The sequence below is a fragment of the Desulfuromusa ferrireducens genome (assembly GCF_055389805.1).
Window position 1 is genome coordinate 4,035,895 of the sequence record NZ_AP042415.1, and the last position, 18,693, is coordinate 4,054,587.

Annotated in this window: 18 protein-coding genes and 1 other RNA gene; 5 read left to right on the forward strand and 14 right to left on the reverse strand. The window is 48.7% G+C overall.

Features of this window, described 5'->3' with window-relative positions; all coding sequences use genetic code 11:
- Positions 1-5: 5 nt before the first annotated feature.
- Genes ACZ5PT_RS18130 through ACZ5PT_RS18160 form a run of 7 tightly spaced genes read right to left on the reverse strand, consistent with a single transcriptional unit; the run spans position 6 to position 7,063 of the window.
- Positions 6-413 (reverse strand): hypothetical protein, encoded by a 408-nt coding sequence (locus tag ACZ5PT_RS18130; protein WP_464264422.1) that lies wholly within the window; start codon positions 411-413, stop codon positions 6-8.
- A complete protein-coding gene (locus ACZ5PT_RS18135; protein ID WP_464264423.1) occupies positions 410-1,264 on the reverse strand; it encodes an ABC transporter permease in 855 nt (284 codons plus the stop codon). Before ACZ5PT_RS18135 ends, ACZ5PT_RS18130 begins: the two co-directional genes overlap by 4 nt.
- Positions 1,258-1,878: a GspE/PulE/PilB domain-containing protein gene (locus tag ACZ5PT_RS18140; RefSeq protein ID WP_464264424.1), complete on the reverse strand. Its 621-nt coding sequence runs from the start codon at positions 1,876-1,878 to the stop codon at positions 1,258-1,260. The genes ACZ5PT_RS18135 and ACZ5PT_RS18140 overlap by 7 nt, the downstream gene beginning before the upstream one ends.
- A 40-nt stretch (positions 1,879-1,918) precedes the next feature.
- On the reverse strand, positions 1,919-2,908 hold the full coding sequence (locus tag ACZ5PT_RS18145) for an ABC transporter permease (RefSeq protein ID WP_464264425.1): 990 nt from the start codon (positions 2,906-2,908) through the stop codon (positions 1,919-1,921).
- A gap of 15 nt (positions 2,909-2,923) precedes the next feature.
- On the reverse strand, positions 2,924-4,543 hold the full coding sequence (locus tag ACZ5PT_RS18150) for a peptide-binding protein (RefSeq protein ID WP_464264426.1): 1,620 nt from the start codon (positions 4,541-4,543) through the stop codon (positions 2,924-2,926).
- A gap of 28 nt (positions 4,544-4,571) precedes the next feature.
- Positions 4,572-5,330: a hypothetical protein gene (locus ACZ5PT_RS18155; protein WP_464264427.1), complete on the reverse strand. Its 759-nt coding sequence runs from the start codon at positions 5,328-5,330 to the stop codon at positions 4,572-4,574.
- Entirely contained in the window at positions 5,330-7,063 is a 1,734-nt protein-coding gene (locus ACZ5PT_RS18160) for a tetratricopeptide repeat protein (protein ID WP_464264428.1), read from the reverse strand. Before ACZ5PT_RS18160 ends, ACZ5PT_RS18155 begins: the two co-directional genes overlap by 1 nt.
- Before the next feature lie 287 nt (positions 7,064-7,350).
- On the opposite strand from ACZ5PT_RS18160, the gene ACZ5PT_RS18165 reads away from it, so the two are divergent.
- The 4 genes from ACZ5PT_RS18165 (at position 7,351) to ACZ5PT_RS18180 (ending at position 11,710) form a co-directional block, all read left to right on the forward strand.
- The gene (locus ACZ5PT_RS18165) at positions 7,351-7,593 is read left to right on the forward strand and encodes a hypothetical protein (RefSeq protein WP_464264429.1); all 243 of its coding nucleotides are present in this window, start codon (positions 7,351-7,353) and stop codon (positions 7,591-7,593) included.
- Between the two features lie 6 nt (positions 7,594-7,599).
- Positions 7,600-10,818 (forward strand): SpoIIE family protein phosphatase, encoded by a 3,219-nt coding sequence (locus ACZ5PT_RS18170; RefSeq protein WP_464264430.1) that lies wholly within the window; start codon positions 7,600-7,602, stop codon positions 10,816-10,818.
- A gap of 95 nt (positions 10,819-10,913) precedes the next feature.
- The gene (locus tag ACZ5PT_RS18175) at positions 10,914-11,249 is read left to right on the forward strand and encodes an STAS domain-containing protein (protein WP_464264431.1); all 336 of its coding nucleotides are present in this window, start codon (positions 10,914-10,916) and stop codon (positions 11,247-11,249) included.
- Between the two features lie 38 nt (positions 11,250-11,287).
- Positions 11,288-11,710 (forward strand): ATP-binding protein, encoded by a 423-nt coding sequence (locus ACZ5PT_RS18180; protein WP_464266764.1) that lies wholly within the window; start codon positions 11,288-11,290, stop codon positions 11,708-11,710.
- A 43-nt stretch (positions 11,711-11,753) separates the two neighbouring features.
- Here the strand turns inward: ACZ5PT_RS18180 and ACZ5PT_RS18185 are convergent, their stop codons facing one another.
- Genes ACZ5PT_RS18185 through ACZ5PT_RS18195 form a run of 3 tightly spaced genes read right to left on the reverse strand, consistent with a single transcriptional unit; the run spans position 11,754 to position 14,079 of the window.
- Entirely contained in the window at positions 11,754-12,383 is a 630-nt protein-coding gene (locus ACZ5PT_RS18185) for an HAD family hydrolase (RefSeq protein WP_464264432.1), read from the reverse strand.
- Complete coding sequence (lgt, locus tag ACZ5PT_RS18190) at positions 12,370-13,158, reverse strand: prolipoprotein diacylglyceryl transferase (protein WP_464264433.1); 789 nt, start codon at positions 13,156-13,158, stop codon at positions 12,370-12,372. The genes ACZ5PT_RS18185 and lgt overlap by 14 nt, the downstream gene beginning before the upstream one ends.
- A 3-nt stretch (positions 13,159-13,161) precedes the next feature.
- Positions 13,162-14,079 (reverse strand): RluA family pseudouridine synthase, encoded by a 918-nt coding sequence (locus ACZ5PT_RS18195; protein WP_464264434.1) that lies wholly within the window; start codon positions 14,077-14,079, stop codon positions 13,162-13,164.
- A gap of 117 nt (positions 14,080-14,196) precedes the next feature.
- On the opposite strand from ACZ5PT_RS18195, the gene ssrS reads away from it, so the two are divergent.
- Positions 14,197-14,375: non-coding RNA, 6S RNA (gene ssrS, locus ACZ5PT_RS18200), on the forward strand.
- 214 nt (positions 14,376-14,589) lie between these two features.
- On the opposite strand, the gene ACZ5PT_RS18205 is transcribed toward ssrS, so the two are convergent.
- The 4 genes from ACZ5PT_RS18205 to ispH all read right to left on the reverse strand — a co-directional run bounded on the left by ACZ5PT_RS18205 (position 14,590) and on the right by ispH (position 18,691).
- The gene (locus ACZ5PT_RS18205) at positions 14,590-14,868 is read right to left on the reverse strand and encodes an integration host factor subunit beta (RefSeq protein WP_464264435.1); all 279 of its coding nucleotides are present in this window, start codon (positions 14,866-14,868) and stop codon (positions 14,590-14,592) included.
- 30 nt (positions 14,869-14,898) lie between these two features.
- Complete coding sequence (sppA, locus tag ACZ5PT_RS18210; RefSeq protein ID WP_464264436.1) at positions 14,899-15,789, reverse strand: signal peptide peptidase SppA; 891 nt, start codon at positions 15,787-15,789, stop codon at positions 14,899-14,901.
- 63 nt (positions 15,790-15,852) lie between these two features.
- On the reverse strand, positions 15,853-17,586 hold the full coding sequence (locus ACZ5PT_RS18215) for a 30S ribosomal protein S1 (protein WP_464266765.1): 1,734 nt from the start codon (positions 17,584-17,586) through the stop codon (positions 15,853-15,855).
- A gap of 265 nt (positions 17,587-17,851) precedes the next feature.
- Positions 17,852-18,691, reverse strand: a complete 840-nt coding sequence (gene ispH / locus ACZ5PT_RS18220; RefSeq protein WP_464264437.1) for a 4-hydroxy-3-methylbut-2-enyl diphosphate reductase — start codon at positions 18,689-18,691, stop codon at positions 17,852-17,854.
- Positions 18,692-18,693 lie beyond the last annotated feature (2 nt).

Here is an 18,693-nt window from a genome sequence, read left to right on the forward strand (position 1 = left end):
TCGCCTTAATAACGAATTTTCTGTGCGACGCGATCGAAATGATCGAACTGGATTTGGGCTGGTGGACCGGAATAATCCTCGGCACCTAATTTCTGCGCGGAGTGGTAGCGCCAGCCATCCGGAGAATGAATCAACAAGGCCAGCTCATAAAAGTATTGCCGAGAATTATCCACCGACAATTCAATAACCAACAGATGCTCCTGCTGATCCGCATCGATTTGCCGCTGCCGCAAGGAACGCCAATCCATCACTTCGATAGAGCTCAATTGATCCTGAGCAAACGCTACATAAGCGGCGCAATCTGCAAAATGCTGCAGAAAGGGAGAATCTTGATGGTAGGTCGCATAAACCGTGGCGTAGTCTCCGCCGGCAAGAGCGGTAAACCGCTTTAACAGACAATCTTCAGCTGTCATTCCTGTAACCTCGGATCGAGCGCGTCCCGGACCCCTTCACCAAGCAGGTTGTAGCCAAGGACCGTAATCAAAATTGCCAGACCGGGAAAAACCGACAACCACCAGGCGCTGCCGAGGGTCTGCTTGCCGATAATCAGCATATTTCCCCACGACGGGGTTGGTGGTTGCACACCGATACCGAGAAACGACAGCGCACTTTCGGTCAGGATCGCCCCGGCCACCCCCAGGGTTGCGGAAACCAACACCGGCGACATAGCATTCGGTAAAATATGGCGGAAGATCAAACGCTGATCGGATGCGCCCAACGCCTGCGCGGCAAGCACAAAATCACGCTGCCGCAAACTCAAAAATTCCGCGCGGATTAAACGCGCCACCCCCATCCAACTGGTCAGACCGATGACAATCATGATGTTCCAGATCGATGGGTCGAGAAAAGCAATGACCGCCAAAATCAAAAAGAAGGTCGGAAAACAGAGCATAATATCGACAAAGCGCATGATCAGAGCATCGATCCAGCCACCATAGTAACCGGCCAGCGCACCCAAAAAGATCCCGATCAGGGTCGAGATGCCGACCGCAACAAACCCGACCAGCAATGAGATACGGGCACCATACAGCATCCTCACCAAGACATCGCGGCCCAAATCATCGGTCCCCAAGGGATGTGCCCAACTCGGCGACAGCAACCGCTGACCGACATCGATCGCCGATGGGTCACTACTGACCAGGGAGGCCACCATCGCCATCAAAAACATGCAGAGGACGATCAGGCCACCGGCCATAGCCATCCGGTTATGGCGCAAACGTTGCCAAACAACGTCGCGGATAAATGCTCTTCGCGCGGTCAACATAACTCGTCGGACTTCAGCTGTTTGACATCAAAATCACTTAAAATACCCTTGGCCTTGAGCATCTCGAGCAACCGATCTAGCCGCGGATCGTTTCCCGGCAGCTCGCTAAAGTCGACCATATCGGGGTCGGCAAATGCTTGTTGCAACGGTTCCGCAGCTTTAACCGGCGCATCCGGTAAATTCTTCTTTAAAGCCTCGCGAATCTCATCCTCTGCCGCCAGTACCGGTAGTACCCGACAGCCTGTTGCAAACTGTAAATCGGAAATCAACTTTTGATTGGTCGGATCGGTCATTACCACGCGTAAGGTTTTTTCCGCACCGGATTGCCGTAACTCGATCGGCAGCACCAGCAAATGCTTTAATTTGTCGGCTGGCAACAGGGTCATCAAGGCCGGCGGGATCTCTAAGTCCTGCAGAGAAACTCGGGAAAATCTTGCTTGCGACTCCAAAAATTCCAGAATGGTTTCTTCTGGCAGATAGCCGAGTTTTACCAGCGCACTGCCGATCCGGCCGCCCAGATTCCGCTGCATCGACAATGCAGAATCGAGTTGAAATTGATCGACCAGCCCAGCTTCGAGCAACATTTCACCCAGACGGTTGGTTGTTAACTTCATCTTCCCCCCTCTTTATCATGTTTCGAAATTTCCATTTTGACTAGCCTTCCCCTTGTTGTCCGTGTCGAATCCGCGGATCAGCCAAGGCGTAGGAAATATCGGCCAGCAGATTGCCCAGCAGAGTCAACACCGCCCCCATCACCAAAATACCCATAATCAAGGGATAATCACGCATCATGACGCCGTCATAAAACAACTTCCCCATACCGGGGATGGCAAAAATAGTTTCAAAAATGACGCTCCCGCCGATCAACCCGGGAACGGACAAACCCAAAATGGTAATCACCGGTAGCAGGGCATTGCGCAGCGCGTGCTTGTAAATCACCGTGCGTTCCGACAATCCCTTAGCACGTGCCGTAAGGATGTAATCCTGACGTACAACTTCGAGCATATTCGAACGCATGTAACGTGAAAATCCGGCCAGCCCACCAATGGCAGAGATAAACACCGGCAAAATCAAATGAGCGATACGATCAAGAATTTGACCTCCCCAGCTTAAATATTCGTAACCGAGGGATTTCAGACCAGAAACCGGCAGCATCCCGAGCCGCACTCCGAACCAGTCCATCAACAACAGCGCCAACCAGAAGGACGGCATGGCAAATCCGGCAAACACCAACAGCGTAGCGGCGCGATCGAAGCCAGAGTTTCTCCGCACTGCCGAGACAATCCCGAGTGGCACGGAGATACCAAGAATCAACAGGATCGAGAGGACGTTCAGCAAAATCGTAACCGGCAAACGTTCAAGCACCTTATCGAGCACCGGGCGCCGATCGGTAGCAAAAGATTCGCCAAAATCAAGCTGCACCAAGCGTGACAACCAGATGCCGTACTGCTCATAAAGTGGCTTATCCAAGCCATACTGCACCCGCAGGCGGTCCTGTAGTTCAGAGCTGGCCTGTGGATTCATCTGCGTCTGCAAATCGGTCGGTTCACCGGGTGCCAGATGAATAACGACGAAAGAAATCAGCGTTATCCCAAGCAACAAAGGCACAAGCAAGATCAGACGTTTGGCGAGATAGTGCAGCATTTAGACAATCCAGTGCTATTTGGAGTATTTCTGCTCGGCAACCGGTACAAACCACTGATTGAAATTATACCTGATTCCGGCGGGAGCGGGTTCCACGCGACGAAATCGCTTTGATACCGCCGGCAAGGCTTCCGAAACATAGAGGAATGTGTACGGTTGTTCCTCGGCCAGAATCTGCTGAAAACGATCGTAATAAGCTTTGCGCAGCGATTGATCGAACACCCGACGACCTTCTTCGAGGAGTTGATCAACCTCGGCATTTTTAAACCCGATAAAGTTCAGCTCCCGCGGGCCGGTTTTACTCGAGTGCCAGATATTATACTGATCCGGTTCCGGACCACCCGTCCAGCCAAGAATCGTCGCGTCAAAATTCCCCGGATTGATAAATTCCTTGAGAAAGGTCGCCCACTCGATGATCCGTAGTTTCACATCGATACCAACTTGTTTAAAACGACGCTGAATAATCTCGCCGGTCTTGGCGCGCAAATCATTACCTTGATTGGTGACGATGGTAAAGGAAAAATCCTTGCCATCCTTATCGAGCACACCATCACCATTGGAATCCCGCCAGCCGACCTCGGCAAGCAGAGCCCGAGCTTTTTCCGGGTTGTAGTCGTATCTCGGCACTTGGGAATTATAAACCCAGGTATCGGGCTTATAAGGACCGGTCGCCGCAGCACCGTAACCGAGCAGCACACCATCGATAAGCTCCTGTTTATTGATGGCATAGGCCAAGGCCTGCCGGACCCGCTTATCCTTAAACAACGGCCGGTTTAAATTGTAACCGAGATAGGTATAGCCAAAATTTAGATAACGGTACTTGTTAAACAGACGGCGAAATGCCGGGGTGCTGGTCTGCCGATCAAACTGTAACGGCAGCAAGCCCATAAAGTCGAGACCACCAGTCTGTAGCTCAAGGAACTGAGTCGACATGTCAGGGATAATTCGGTAAACAACCCGTTTGAGATAGGTCTGCCCCTCAAAATAACCAGGGTTCGATTCAAGGACAATTTTCTCTCCAGACTGCCATTCTACCAATTTAAATGGTCCAGTGCCGACTGGATTACGAGCTAAAGGACTGTTGGAAAGGTCCTGCCCTTCAAGTAGGTGCTTAGGATGAACCGACTGTCCCCAACTCATCAACGCAGGAGCAAAGGGCTTATCATAATGGACGACGACGGTGTACGGATCGGGCGTTTCGACACCCTTTACCTGTTTAAATGACTCGGCATAAGCGGTCGGCGTGTCCGGATCAACATAGAGTTGATAAGTAAAAAGGACATCCGCCGCGGTGAAGGGGGTACCGTCATGCCAGTTGACGTCTTTTCGCAACTTGAAAGTAATTGTCAGGTTATCGTCAGAAATCTTCCAGGATTCTGCCAATTCCCCTTCAATCTTAAAGTTTTTATCGTAGCGAACGAGGCCATTGTAGACATAACCATTGATCTCGCTGGACGCATTATCGGACGCAAGCACTGGCAACAAAGTACTGGCGTCACCAATCGAGGCCTGAATAAAGGTATCACCATATTCGGGGATAAGGACCTCATCGACTCCCGGATGGCTGGAGCGCTCAACAGTGTCACAGGCTATCAGCGATAGCAGGAGCACAGATCCTAATAACATTGAACGCATGAGCAGACCTCCAGACAATTCGGACAGATTAAGGTAAGGCTTCAACCGGGATCTTAATCGGTTTTTTTAAGCGAAAGCGTTCAGTTGGAATCTCTAGATTGGTCTGCAACTCAGAAAACTTAATCACTGCCTGAGTCTCCTCTGCCGGCAAATTGATACGAATCGTCTGCGGAAAACGGCTTTGCTCAGTAAATTTTTGATATAGAACTTCCATCCAAAGCTGATCATTCAAAAAGTAGCGACAGCCCGTTAGCTTGAGTTGTTCATCAAACAACAGATCCTGCTGCATGTCGAGATTTGACAGACGCAACAGCAACGTTCCTTTTTCAACCAGGACTTCGCGCTGTTCAGCACCGATCAGCGGCGGATCGTACAGTAGTAACCGTACCATATCCTTGGCAGGCAGTGGAATGCGGGTAAAGCGAGACAGATTCTCCGCCGATGCCGGCCCACGAAAAAAACGACCGGGCGTAGTGGTATGCATAAAAACCGCCAGATCCTCACCATCGGAAGTCAATTGAAGTACCAATTGTCCAAAACCGGTCAGCACATCAGTGCGTAAATGATCTGGCTTTTCTGCCAACAAAAACTGCTGGCTGGAAAAATACTTTCCCTTGAGCGTTAAACCAACGGATGCCGCACCATCGAGAGAACGGACTTGCCCGGTGGTAGCAGAAACCCGCTGCAGTAAACTTTCAGCCTGCGGCAATTCGGTCCAGACCGGTTGTGGTGACCTGGCACAGGCCGAAAGCAGCAGAAGAAGCAGAAAAAAGAAGTAACGGATCACTAGGGCATCTCCAACGGCAAGCGCTGTAACTTGTCCTCAACCCCGTCAGCCAAGGGATCAAGTTCGAGAGCTTTACGATAGGCGTCGGCCGCCTTTTCATTGAGTGTCAACGCGCGGTAAAGATCGCCCAGATGTTCAAGAATGACGGGATCATCCGGCAACAAACTGGAGGCCTCTTCAAGCTGCTCGCGACTTTCTGGGTAGCGCCCCATTTTAAAATAAATCCAGCCAAGCGTATCGATAATATACCCACTGGGCTTGACCATTAATGCCTTTTGCGCGCGGATCAGGGCCAAGTCGAGATCGGTCCCTTTTTCAGCATAATGATAGGCGATAAAATTCAAGGCGTCGGGGAAATTAGCATCGATAGACAAAATTTTCTCCATCTGCGCTAATGCCTTTTCCCGGTCACCCTGTTTTTCTGCGATCAGCGCCGACTGAAATAACAGTTCGACGTTGTCAGGAAAATGGGACAGGCCCGTGGCGACCACCTCTGCCGCCTGATCCTGATCACCGCTGTCACCAAGAAATGAAATCAGATAATAATAAATTTCGGGCTGCTGGATATCCTCTGCCAAAACTCTCTTAAGTGAAGCTATCGCAGGCTCGAACTGACCCGCCTGCCGATAAAGATATGCCAGCTGCATAACAGCTTCGGCAAAAATAGGTGACGACTCATCAATCGGAGCCATGGTTGCGATCGCAGCTTGATATTTTTCCTGCCCAAGTAACGCCAACCCGAGATAGTAACGATTACGACCGGCATTTTCTCCGTGCTGCAGCAACGAACGAAAATCCTCTTCGGCCTGCAACCAGGCTTCCATCTTCAAATGCAAAAGCCCGATCTGTCCGACCACCTGAAGATTCTCCGGCAGCAGCTGGCGAACGGCCAGGAGCTGCTCAAGCGCCTCCGGGTTCCGACTCTGTTTTAGATAGAGCATGGCCAATTGCTGACGGATTGCTGCCGCTTGCGGATTCTGCTTAATCCCTTGGCGATAAAGCGCAAAAGCCTCGGCAAAAAGCCCTTGAGCTTCTAGCATTCTGCCATATTCAAGAAAGGCCTGCTGTTGATTGGGGTGCTGTTGCAACAAGTCCTGGTAGGTCGCTTCGGCTTTTTCCAGCTGACCACGTTCCTGATAAAACCGCGCCAGGGCAAGACGCGCCAACTTGGCTTCAGGCTGTTCAGCGACCAACCCCTCCAGCAACAAGATCGCCTCGTCAGTGCGCTCGAGACGACCAAGGGCCATCGCCAGGCGCATCTGCAACATCTCATTGCCGGGAGTCCCAGTCAAAGCGTGCCGATAATGCTCAATAGCCTCTTCATCTCTTTCCTGGTAACTGAGCAAGTCACCCAACAATTCGTGCCCTTCGATATTATCAGGGGACTGAGTCAGGATCTGCTGAAGAATTTCGATTGATGCTTCAGCCTGATTCTTGTGTAAAAGCGCCTTGGCAAGGGCCATACCTAAATATTCAGTTTCAGGATCAAAAGCAACCGCCCGCCGTAACGCCTCAATTGCATCATCCCAGCGGTTTTCCGCTGCTAACATGCGAAACTCAACATAAGCATAGAGAGCCTTGGCTTGCGGCTCGGCAAGATCAGAATGATAAGCACGGGATTCCAGCGGCAGAGGAATCTGCACGGGCGAAATAGTACAACCGGTCAGCAACAGCAGAACAATCGACAACGCCGGTAAAAAGCTAAACAACAATGAATTTTGTATTTTTCTCAAAGGGCAAGGTCCATTCAGATAATACATCCGGACAGCGGGCCAACAGGGCGGACCGTTAATGCTCGGTTTATTGATAACTAGCATAGTCCAATAAAAAGCGTCAAATCCTTTCCCGTTCTGGTGTAATATACTTTACAGCCATGAAATCTCTGATAAATTTCAAAAACACAGCCAAGCACAAAACAGCTTTGAAGTTCTTACGGCCGAGCGTTAAAACGTATTGACAGAACACGGCAGAAACCTGATAACAAAGTAATTTCTCTTCACCTTAGCACCGAGGGTCAATAATGAAAGACCGCAATGGTGATTCAACCAAGGAGGCTTGGTTTATTTGCTTGATCCTCGGCATAATTTTTATCAATTTCCCCTTCATCCATATTTTTAACAACGAGCGGATGATTTTCAACATCCCATCGTTGGTCCTCTATTTTTTTATTGGCTGGCCAGCATCAATCTGCGTCACTTGGCTTTTTGTCAGGCGCATGGATAGAGAAAACTTTGATTCTGATGATGAAACGATGGAGAAGTAGCTGTCCATGATTTCCGCCCAATATGTCCTGATCATATCTTTACTCTATTTTGCGCTACTTTTCCTAGTAGCCTCCTATGCCGACAAACGACGACAGTTGGGCAAAAGCCTGCTATCCAACTCCTACATCTATTCTTTTTCCATTGCCGTCTATTGTACCAGCTGGACCTATTATGGCAGCGTCGGCCGAGCCGCCACCAGCGGTCTTGAATTTCTGCCAATTTATATCGGTCCAACATTAATGGCATTTACCTGGTGGTTCGTCCTGCGCAAAATGGTGCGGATCAGCAAACAACAGAACATTGTCAGCATTGCCGACTTCATCTCCAGCAGGTACGATCGTTCTGCACTTCTCGGTGCTATCGTCACCCTGTTTTCCATTTTCGGCATCATGCCCTACATCGCCCTCCAATTAAAGGCGATCGCACGCACGCTGGATATCCTCTCAACCCCTCTGTCCACGCCATCTACGGGACTTAATACTTTGGTCTCACAGTTACCCCCCTACATCGACACGGCACTTATCGTGGCCCTGGTATTGGGCCTGTTCGGCATATTGTTCGGAGCACGTCACCTAGACTCTTCAGAGCGCCATGAGGGTCTGGTTGTTGCTGTCGCTCTCGAATCATTGATCAAGTTAGTCGCCTTTATGGCCGTCGGCATCTTTGTCACCTACGGTTTATTCGACGGTTTCATTGACATCTTCCAACAATTTTTTGAAAAATTCCCGGAACGTCAAAACCTTTTCAGCCTTGGCACCGAACAAACCCCGTACACGAAATGGTTCACGCTGATTTTGCTCTCGATGATGGCCATCATGTTTTTGCCTCGTCAGTTCCACATCATGGTCACCGAAAACCCCGATGAAGAGCACATCAAAAAAGCCATGTGGCGCTTTCCAGCCTACACTTTCCTGATCAACCTGTTTGTCATTCCGATCGCGCTTGGCGGGCTAATTCTCAACGGCGGAGACACCTCACAAGCCGACTTCTTTGTTCTCACCCTCCCGCTATCAGCCGGCCATCCATGGCTGGCACTGTTGGTTTTTATCGGTGGTCTTTCCGCGTCGGCAGGGATGGTTATGGTCTCCTCGGTGACCATCTCCACGATGATCCTTAACCACCTGATCATGCCGGTCATCCTGAGAATGAAGGTACAAGTTCAAGATTTCTCCGGAATCCTCATCAACCTAAAACGCCTCGGCATCATCGGCGTCGTTTTTCTCGGCTACTTCTATTTTAAAATTATCGGCGATTCCTACGCCCTGGTAAACATGGGTTTGATTTCCTTTATGGCTGCAACCCAGTTTGCACCTGCGGTGATTGGCGGCCTTTACTGGAAACGTGCTAACCGCAAGGCGGCCACGATCGGCCTGATATTCGGTTTTGTGCTCTGGTTCTACACACTATTAATCCCCTCGTTCGTGCGTTCCGGCTGGCTGGATTCAGATATTTTACAGAACGGTCTCTACGGGATCAGACTACTGAAGCCGATAGAGCTGTTCGGCCTGCGTGGATTTGACATCTACAGCCACTCTCTGTTCTGGAGCCTGCTATTTAATATAGCCGCCTACCTGACGATCTCTTTCTTCGCCAAGCAAAGCGATTCGGAATCTATCCAGGCGGACAAATTTGTCGATGCTTTGACAAGAAAGACAACCACACCGACCCAGCTAACAAGAATCAGCAAAGCACCGACGATCATGGAATTTGTCGAACTGATGTCAAAGTTCATTGGCGACAAACCCGCCAATATTGCAATTACCGAATATTTGAAAACCCGCGAAATCAACGCCCGTGGCGGCTTAAATGATCACGAGATCCCGAATCTTAAGGCTTTTACGGAACGGACCCTTTCTGGCTACGTAGGAGCGGCACCAGCACGGATTATCCTCGAAAACTACCTTTCGACGCGGGGTAGCAAAATGGAGGATGTTTTCGACATCTTCGGTTCTGTCACCATAAGTCACGCATCCAGCCGCGAGCAGCTCAGCGTCCTTTACGATGCCGCACAAGTCGTTGCCAGCGGGGACAGCCTGCAGGATATTCTCGACAATATCCTTGAGCTTCTCGCCGATCAGTTCAAGTTCGATCTATGCGTCATCCGCTTTCTAGAAAAAGACTCCATGACCCTAGTCGTCAAAAGTCAAAAAGGGATGTCTTCAATCCATTTTGGACAATCAGAACGTAATCTGAACATGGAGACCTACATTGGCCAAGCGTTCCTCTCCAATGTCACAGCCGTAGTCAACGATACCGATTTTCTCGACAAACCGACATCGGCGCAGATCATCCTTCGCGAGGGCATTACCTGTTTTGCCCATACGCCGATCGTGCTCGACGGCGAGTCGGTAGGGGTTTTCTCTGCTTTTTCACGGTCTGTCAAAGGGATTTTCACCAAGGAATTTATTGCGTTGTTCGAGAACATTGCTGGCCAGATTGCCATTGCCTGGCGCAATGACAAACAGTTGCAAGGCCTACTCGAGGTTCGCGAACAAGAGCGCGAAATGCAGATCGCTAAAAACATCCAAAGAAGCTTGCTTCCAACCAGCAATCCAGAGATGGATAAACTTGCTATCGCGGGGCTTTGTGTCACCGCTCATCAAATCGGCGGCGACTATTACGATTTCATCCCCCGAGAGGATTCAGCTATCGATCTGGTTATCGCTGATGTTTCCGGGCACAATATCGGCTCGGCACTGATAATGGCCGAGACCCGCACATTTATACATGCACGTGTCGACAGTCTCAAAAAGCCAGCCGACATGCTTCAAGCACTCAATAAGTTTTTCTTCGGCAACATGGACTGCTCAGACTTGTTTGTCACTATGTTCTACCTCCAATACGATGCGGACAACTACCAGCTGAGTTACGGCAACGCAGGTCACAATAACCCGTTACTCTGGCGCAAGCAGACCGATACCATCGATTTTCTCGATGCGGAAGGACTCATTTTCGGCATCAGACCAAATGTCGATTTTGAGCAAAAAACAACGACTCTTAGCGCAGGCGACATCCTGTTACTTTATACGGATGGCATCGTTGAGGCGGAAGATCTGACCGGAGATTTTTTCGGAGTAGAGCGGCTAGGCAAACTATTGCAGGAATGCGGAGACTTGTCGCCACAGGAGCTTATCGATCGAATCATGAACCAAGTCCGCATTTTTACTGGGTTGCGGCACTTTAATGACGACATAACTTTAGTGGTGGTGAAGGTTCTTAAATAACCAGGTACAACATCAAGGTGCCCTGCGCATCTAAAATGGGGTATAATGTCTGCCAACAAGGATATTAAATACGCCCATAAAACAAGGAGGAGTTCATGCAATTGAACATTATAGAACAAGGCGAAATCGTCAAAATTGAGATCCAAGAAGAGCGCATGGATGCTCATAACAGTGGCGACTTAAAAGAACAGATGTTGCAATTATTTGATGAAGGCAAATGTAATCTGATTATCGATCTTACTGAAGTCCGTTTCGTTGACTCTTCGGGACTTGGCGCGCTGGTTTCTGGATTTAAAAATGCCAGTGCTCGAGAAGGGAGCCTTAAGTTATGTAGCCTTCAACCACAAGTGCGCTCAATGTTTGAACTCACCCGACTGCATCGGGTCTTTGAGATTTATGCCTCGGCAGAAGAGGCACTGGCAAGCTCTTAATCCTCCGGGATCTACTTATTTACAAATGAAAAGAGTGGATATTGGAACTGATTGAAGTAGACATCACCGTCCCGAATCAGACAAAATATCTTGGTATGATCGGCAAGATTGGGGAGAGCCTTGCGCACACCCTTGGCTATTATCAAGGGGACCGTGAAGAACTCGCCTACCATCTCAATCTGGTTTTAACCGAAGCCCTGGCTAACGCCATCTGTCATGCAAACGCCTGCGATCCAACAAAAGAAGTCAGGGTCTCAATTTCTGCGTCAGACAAAGACTTAACGATCAGAGTCTTCGACCAGGGACACGGCTTTGACATCCAGCATTTAGCAAATGTCAAAGTCAAGGAGACCGATGAAGGTGGACGTGGAGTCCAGATCATCTTCAAATTGATGGATCAGGTTAAGTACCTGAAAAAAGGAACTGTCAATATTCTTGAGATGAAAAAGAAACTTCACTGAAGAACGATCCGCTAAAAACTGGGTATCTTGTGGCGCCCTGTTTTTAGCATTTAACTGCAGGGAAATGATCGAGTAACTGCAGATGGTTAGTGAGTGACAACTCACCGGTATCAAGTCCACCATAGCCAGCAAAACGAACCCTGGCACCGACAGCAGCCTGCTGATCCAGTTCAGAATCACCGATAAAAAGACAATTTTCCGGAGCTGCGCTGAGCCGCGCTGAAGCAAGTAGCAGCATATCTGGGGCGGGTTTAGGTCGCTTAACATCGCGACTGGTGATGATGACACTGAAGAAATTCTCGAAGCCGAAATGCTCCAGGATCGGTTCGACACTGGTCCCTCTGTTTGTCGCAACAGCCAAAGGATAGTTCAGCGACAACTGTTCCAACACAAAAGCCAGATGTGGTTCCGGTTGCATCTGTGGGATAAATTCCCGATAGTCAAGAGTTGCGGAATAGTCGAGGGCGGGCTTAAGATCCCCTTCCTCCATCAATACAGCAAGAACATCTGGGGAACTGGCGGTATGACAGAGATGAGCACGCTCCTGCTGGTCTGCGCTCACCGGAGGGTAAGAGAATTTATCCAGAATCCGATTGTAGTAAGCCAAATTCGCATTACGACTTTCAAACAACACCCCATCGCAGTCGAAAATTATCCCTTTAATATTCCGCATTGCTGGTCCTTCTTAAGAGAAAAAACAGACCCACCAAACCGACTACAATCATCGGCAACGACAACAGTTGTCCCATCGTTGCGCCTCCCCAGAGAAATCCAAGATGACCGTCAGGCTGGCGAACAAACTCAACCACAAATCGAAATAAGCCGTAGAGAGATAAAAAGCTGAACCCCGCCACACCAGACCGAACCTTCATGCGGTGCAAAACGTAGATGACAATGAACAGCAAAACCCCTTCCAGGGCAGCCTCATACAGTTGGCTTGGGTGACGAGGTTGTGGACCGGCACCAGGAAATACGACTCCCCAAGGTGAAGTTGTTACACGTCCCCAGAGTTCCGCATTGATGAAATTTCCTAGCCGACCGAACCCGAGACCAACCGGAACGGCGGCAACCGATAAATCAGCAATCATCAACAGAGGGAACTTCCGCAACCGACAATAAATCAGCAAGACACTGAAGACACCGATCAAACCACCATGAAAACTCATCCCCCCCTCCCAGACATAAAAGATCTCATGGAGGTGGGACAGGTAATATTTAGAATTATAAAACAAAGTGTAGCCAAGACGGCCACCAGCAACGACTCCAATAACAGCATAAAAGAGTAAGTCGGAAATTTGTTCTTTGGTTATGGGGTAATGACGCAAACGAGCCACATGACACATAACAAAATATCCACCGACAAAACCCAAAAGATACATCATACCGTACCAACGAATAGCGAGGGGTCCAAGACTGAATATGATCGGATCAATTTGCGGAAAAGTCATTTATTACGTCTTCAGTAAGTTGAGTACCCTGTCCATATCGGCAGGCAGTGGCACAGAGAAATCAAGTAAATTCCCATTCACTGGGTGTTCAAAAGAGAGCTTGCAAGCATGCAATAATGGACGCGCGACGTCCAAGCCTGAAACACTGCGGGGTCCACCATAGCGGTGATCCCCTAACAATGGATGACCATGTTCTGACATATGTGCACGAATCTGATGCGAGCGACCGGTTAAAAGATCAATATCAAGCAGAGAAAAATCATTAAGGTCGGCGACTAACTCATATCGGGTTATCGCCTCCTTGCCGCCTTTTGCCACCGATTTTACTTTGTTTTCCTTGCGCGAACGGGCCAATAAAGACCGAATCTCAGCTTTTGATGAATCAGGAACCCCACACACTAAAGCAAGATAACGTTTCTCAACCCGGTGTTCCACGAAAATCTCAGTCATCTTTTTGTGTGCACGGGGGTGAATTGAAAATACGATCAGACCACTAGTGCCACGATCAAGACGCTGAACCATCCCCAACTCTGGCTTTTGCTGCGGCCGGTAAGGATCCTTTAAATGCCATTGTAAAGCTTCATAAAGAGTCCCTTTGAACCGAGCATGTGTTGGTTGCGTATCAATCAGGGCGGGTTTGTTTAACACAATCAAGTATTGATCACGAAAAACAATATCGTTTTCTGTGATTCTATATGGATCGGTAGGAAAATGATCAACATAAATTTCTATCTGATCATTATTTTTCACCGCGAGGGAGCAGCTTCTTACTCGCCTGCCATTGACATGAACACCACCAAGATCTATTAGCTTCTTAGCCAGGGTTCGAGACAAATCAGCAGAAACTTCGGCCAAAAAAAGATCCAGTCTCTGCCCGACAGCAGAGGAAGGAACGACGATGCGATGAATGGTCCATTTCATAACGTAATAATTAACGTAAAAGTATGTTTTTTACAATATATCATTTATAGTATCTAATGTTTTTTCTTGACAAAAAAGACAAGCTTGCTATGATCAAAACAAGTTAAAAGTGTTCCTTAGATTCTGGGGTGTGCGGGCCGGTGAAGGCGCCTTGGCCAACGTTCAGTTTGACCTGTCAATACGTGGAGCGATGGTGAGCAAGCCTGCTCTTGAGCAGGAAGCCTTAAGTTTCTCCCGACGACATGATTTGTATTCAGGTCATCCGTCCTGAACCATACCGGCATCCCGGAACAACTTTGACAATTGACATCGACCCAAGGTAGCTAAGCTGTCAAAACTGGCAACCGAAACATCGATCACGCCGCATCCTTCTTGGGCTGTTCCGGATCGACTGAGTAGGACGCTGGCCAGCTAAGACATGAAAGTCGAAGTCAATTGTCGAACCTAAAAAAAGCCCTGGAATTTTAATTCCGGGGCTTTTCCTATTTAAGCAATAAGGAGGGGGAGGAACTACTCGTCTACCCGCTCACGTAACTCTTTACCCGTCTTAAAAAATGGTGTCTTACGTGATGGAATCTTTACCAGTTCTCCACTTTTGGGATTTCGTGCCTCACGCGCATCGCGCTCACGCACCGAAAAAGAACCAAAACCACGTATTTCAACCCGATCACCGTCAGCAAGGGCATTACCAATGCCACCGAAGATCAGGTTGATAACAGCCTCCGCATCTTTCTTATTGAGCATGTCATGCTCATCTGAAAGTCGTTCAATCAATTCACTTTTGGTCATTGTCACCTTCCAAGCGTCAAAAATAAGTGATTAAGATCCATTCCATAAGTACTGAGGTCCAATTGTCGTCTTACGAGGTAAGCTCACCCCCAAGTAACGACTAACAGCCCCCTGAAGCAATCTCTCAAGAAAATCTACCTGCTCCGGTTCTGGATAAACCAAGGCAGGGCTATCACCCAAACCGGAAACTTTAGCAGCATAGCGAACCGCATCAGTCATTGTCCCGATCTCATCAATTAAACCTAACGACAAAGCTTGCCTGCCAGTAATAATTCGACCATCGACATAAGGACGTAAGCGATCAAGGGGAATGTTACGGTCATCACTGATGGCCTGAACAAACTGCGCATGAACATCATCGATCATTCCCTGCAACAATTCACGATCTGCAGCGGAAAACTCTCGAGATGAGGAACCAATATCCTTAAACTGACCACTCTTGACAACTTCAGTTTTTACGCCAATCTTGCCCATTAAATCTCGATAGTCGGGAAACGACATGATCACGCCGATACTACCTGTAATAGTTCCAGGATTCGCAAACAAATGCTCACCGGCTATCGCCAGATAATAGCCTCCTGACGCGGCAACCGATCCCATAGAAATAATCAGGGGTTTTTCTTGCGCCAAACGTTTTAATTCAGCATGAATTTCCTGCGATGGAGCGACCCCGCCTCCGGGCGAATCAACCCGCAATACAACTGCTTTGATATTTCGACTATCACGAAAATCAGCAATCTTCGCGACTATCTGTTGCGCGTCGACAATGGTACCGCGAACTTCCAAGATTCCGATCTTGTCGCCACCCGGGACAAAGACCGAGCAATCACTCAGCAATCCCGCAGCAAATACAACCAAGAGGAAAAAAAAGAAGACAGCACCAATGGTTATAGAGGCCATCAAAAAGGGACGTTTTTTCATCAAACTTCACACAAAAAAAAGGGGCTTCGACTCTCACCGAAGCCCCCAGTATCAACCAATAGACTAGTCGTCAGACTTACGACCAAAGGCACCCTGAAGAAGATCACCAAGATTAGAGGTAGCACTTTTTTGCGCACCCATAAACTCGTTGACTTCAGCTTTTTCTTTCTGCACAGCAATATTTTTAATCGACAGAGCAATCTTGCGATCAACGGTATCGACTTGCAGAACAGCAGCTTCAAGGCGATCACCGACAGCAGCGAATTCCTTCGGTGCGTCGATTTTATCTTTGCTCAATTCAGAAACATGAACCAAACCCTCGATCCCCTCTTCCAGTTCCAGGAAGACGCCAAAATCGGTCACGGAAGTGACTTTACCGTTGACGATAGTACCAGGGGCATAGCGGGTTGGAACAGTCTCCCAAGGATCAGAAGCAAGCTGCTTGAGTCCGAGCGAGAAACGCTCATTCTCACGATCAATATTCAACACAACCGCTTTGACCAAGTCACCCTTTTTGTATGCTTCAGAAGGATGCTTGATGCGCTTCGTCCAGGAGAGGTCCGAAATATGAACCAAACCATCAATACCTTCGTCAACACCGACAAAGATACCGAAGTCTGTAATATTCTTTACTTGACCTTCGATAATGGTACCGATCGGGAACTTCTCACCAATCACATCCCATGGATTCGGCTCAACTTGCTTGAGACCGAGAGAGATGCGCCGATTTTCGGTATCGAGAGCCAAAACGATCGACTCCACATCATCACCAATCGACAGAACTTTATTCGGGTGCTTAACACGCTTGGTCCAGCTCATCTCTGAAACGTGGATCAAACCTTCAACACCTTCCTCAAGCTCAATGAATGCACCGTAATCGGTCAGGCTAACGACTTTACCGGTGACCTTATTCTCAACCGGGTACTTAGCCTGTACGTCCAGCCATGGATCAGGAGAAGTCTGCTTGAGACCCAAGGATACGCGCTCTTTCTCACGGTCGAACTTGAGAACTTTGACGTCAATCTTGTCACCGACAGCAAGGATATCGGACGGATGCTTAACCCGGCCCCATGACATATCAGTGATATGCAACAGGCCATCGATGCCACCGAGATCGATAAATGCACCATAATCGGTAAGGTTCTTAACAATACCCTCAGTCACTTGATTTTCTTCAAGAGTCTTGAGGGTTTCACCACGCTGTGACTCACGCTCGGTTTCGAGCAGAACACGGCGGGACAATACGATATTTCCACGACGCTTATTCAGCTTGATAATCTTAAACTCGAAGCTTTCACCAATCACCTTGTCCAGATTACGTACCGGACGCAGATCGACCTGAGAACCAGGCAGGAAAGCATTAACGCCGATATCAACCGACAGACCACCTTTGATGCGGCTGATGATTTTACCTTCAACCACGGCGCCTTCTTCGAGTGAATTCCAGATCTTCTGACGATCAGCTTTCTCTTTCGAGAGAACGATCAGGCCGCTGTCACTTTCGCCGCCACCGAACAGAACATCATAAACGTCACCAACATTTACATTGATCTCGCCTTTTTCGTCGGCAAACTCACGAAGGGCAATAACCCCTTCGGACTTGTAGCCAACATCGACAACAACCGAGTCAGGATTGACCTGAACAATCGTTCCCTCAACGACATCATTTCGCTTCAGTTCGAAACCACCCTGCTCGTAATCCTTGAGCAGCTCCTCGAAGCTTTCTTCGAAATCGCCATCCATTTTGAACTCGCCGTCCATTTCGTCCTGCGCGTCCTTTTCGTCCTGCGCGTCCATTGCGTTCAGCGCTTCCATTTCGTCTTGCAGTTCTTTTTCTTCTTGCAGTTCTTTTTCTTCTACCATTGGAGATGTTACCCCCTTGCGAATTTCCCGACGACTTTCGGCGGCGGACTCTTTTCGAGACTGCGGAAGTTAGCACAGCCTCTAAAAAAAAACAAACCAATATTTATCAAGCAGTTATTCTTTTTAATCCGCTTTTTTAGTCACACTCAAAAAGACCCGCGCAGCAAATTTATCGTTACCACAGCCAAGCTAAAAAGATCTAATCCAAGGAAAAATTCTTCAATCGCTGCAGAACTTCATCAATAATCCAACCGGGGGTAGAAGCACCTGCCGTTATCCCAACCTTATTCTTATCAATAAACCATTCCGCCTGTAGGTGGTCAGCCGTTTCAATATGATGAGTGCAGGGCTGCTGCTCCTGACAGAGACGGGCAAGCCGTGTAGTATTGGCGCTATTAAACCCACCGATGACCAACATCAGACCTACCTCAGCGGCAATCTGTCGCGCTTCTCGCTGCCGCAAAGTAGTGGCATCACAGATGGTATTGTAGACACGCAATTCCTTTGCCCGAGCCAAGCAAACCGAAACGATCTCCTGCAGATTTTCCAGAGACTGGGTCGTTTGTGCGATTATGCCGATTTTCTTATTATTCGGCAGCGATTGTGCTTCCTGTGCGTTAGTGATCACCACGACTTCCCCCTGGGCATAGGAGTAGATCCCCTGAACCTCCGGATGATCAGCCTCACCAACCAGTACCAACAAATAACCCTCCGAACTTAACTGGGCGGCATAATCCTGAGCTTTCTTGACAAATGGACAGGTCGCGTCGATTATCTCCAACTGCTGTTCTTCGATTTCCTGCAGCTCTTCGGCGGTAATACCATGCGATCGCACGACAACCGTGCCGCCAGGAATTTCAGCCACCTGCTTGCAGACCTTCACTCCCTGCCGCTCTAACTGTTCAACAACTTGCGGTGAATGAATTAGCGGTCCCAAGGAATGGATCTGTTCGTGCTGCGCTGAAGCATCGAAAGCCATCTGTGTGGCGCGCTTGACGCCAAAACAAAACCCCGCACTTTTAGCTAAAACTATTTCCATCA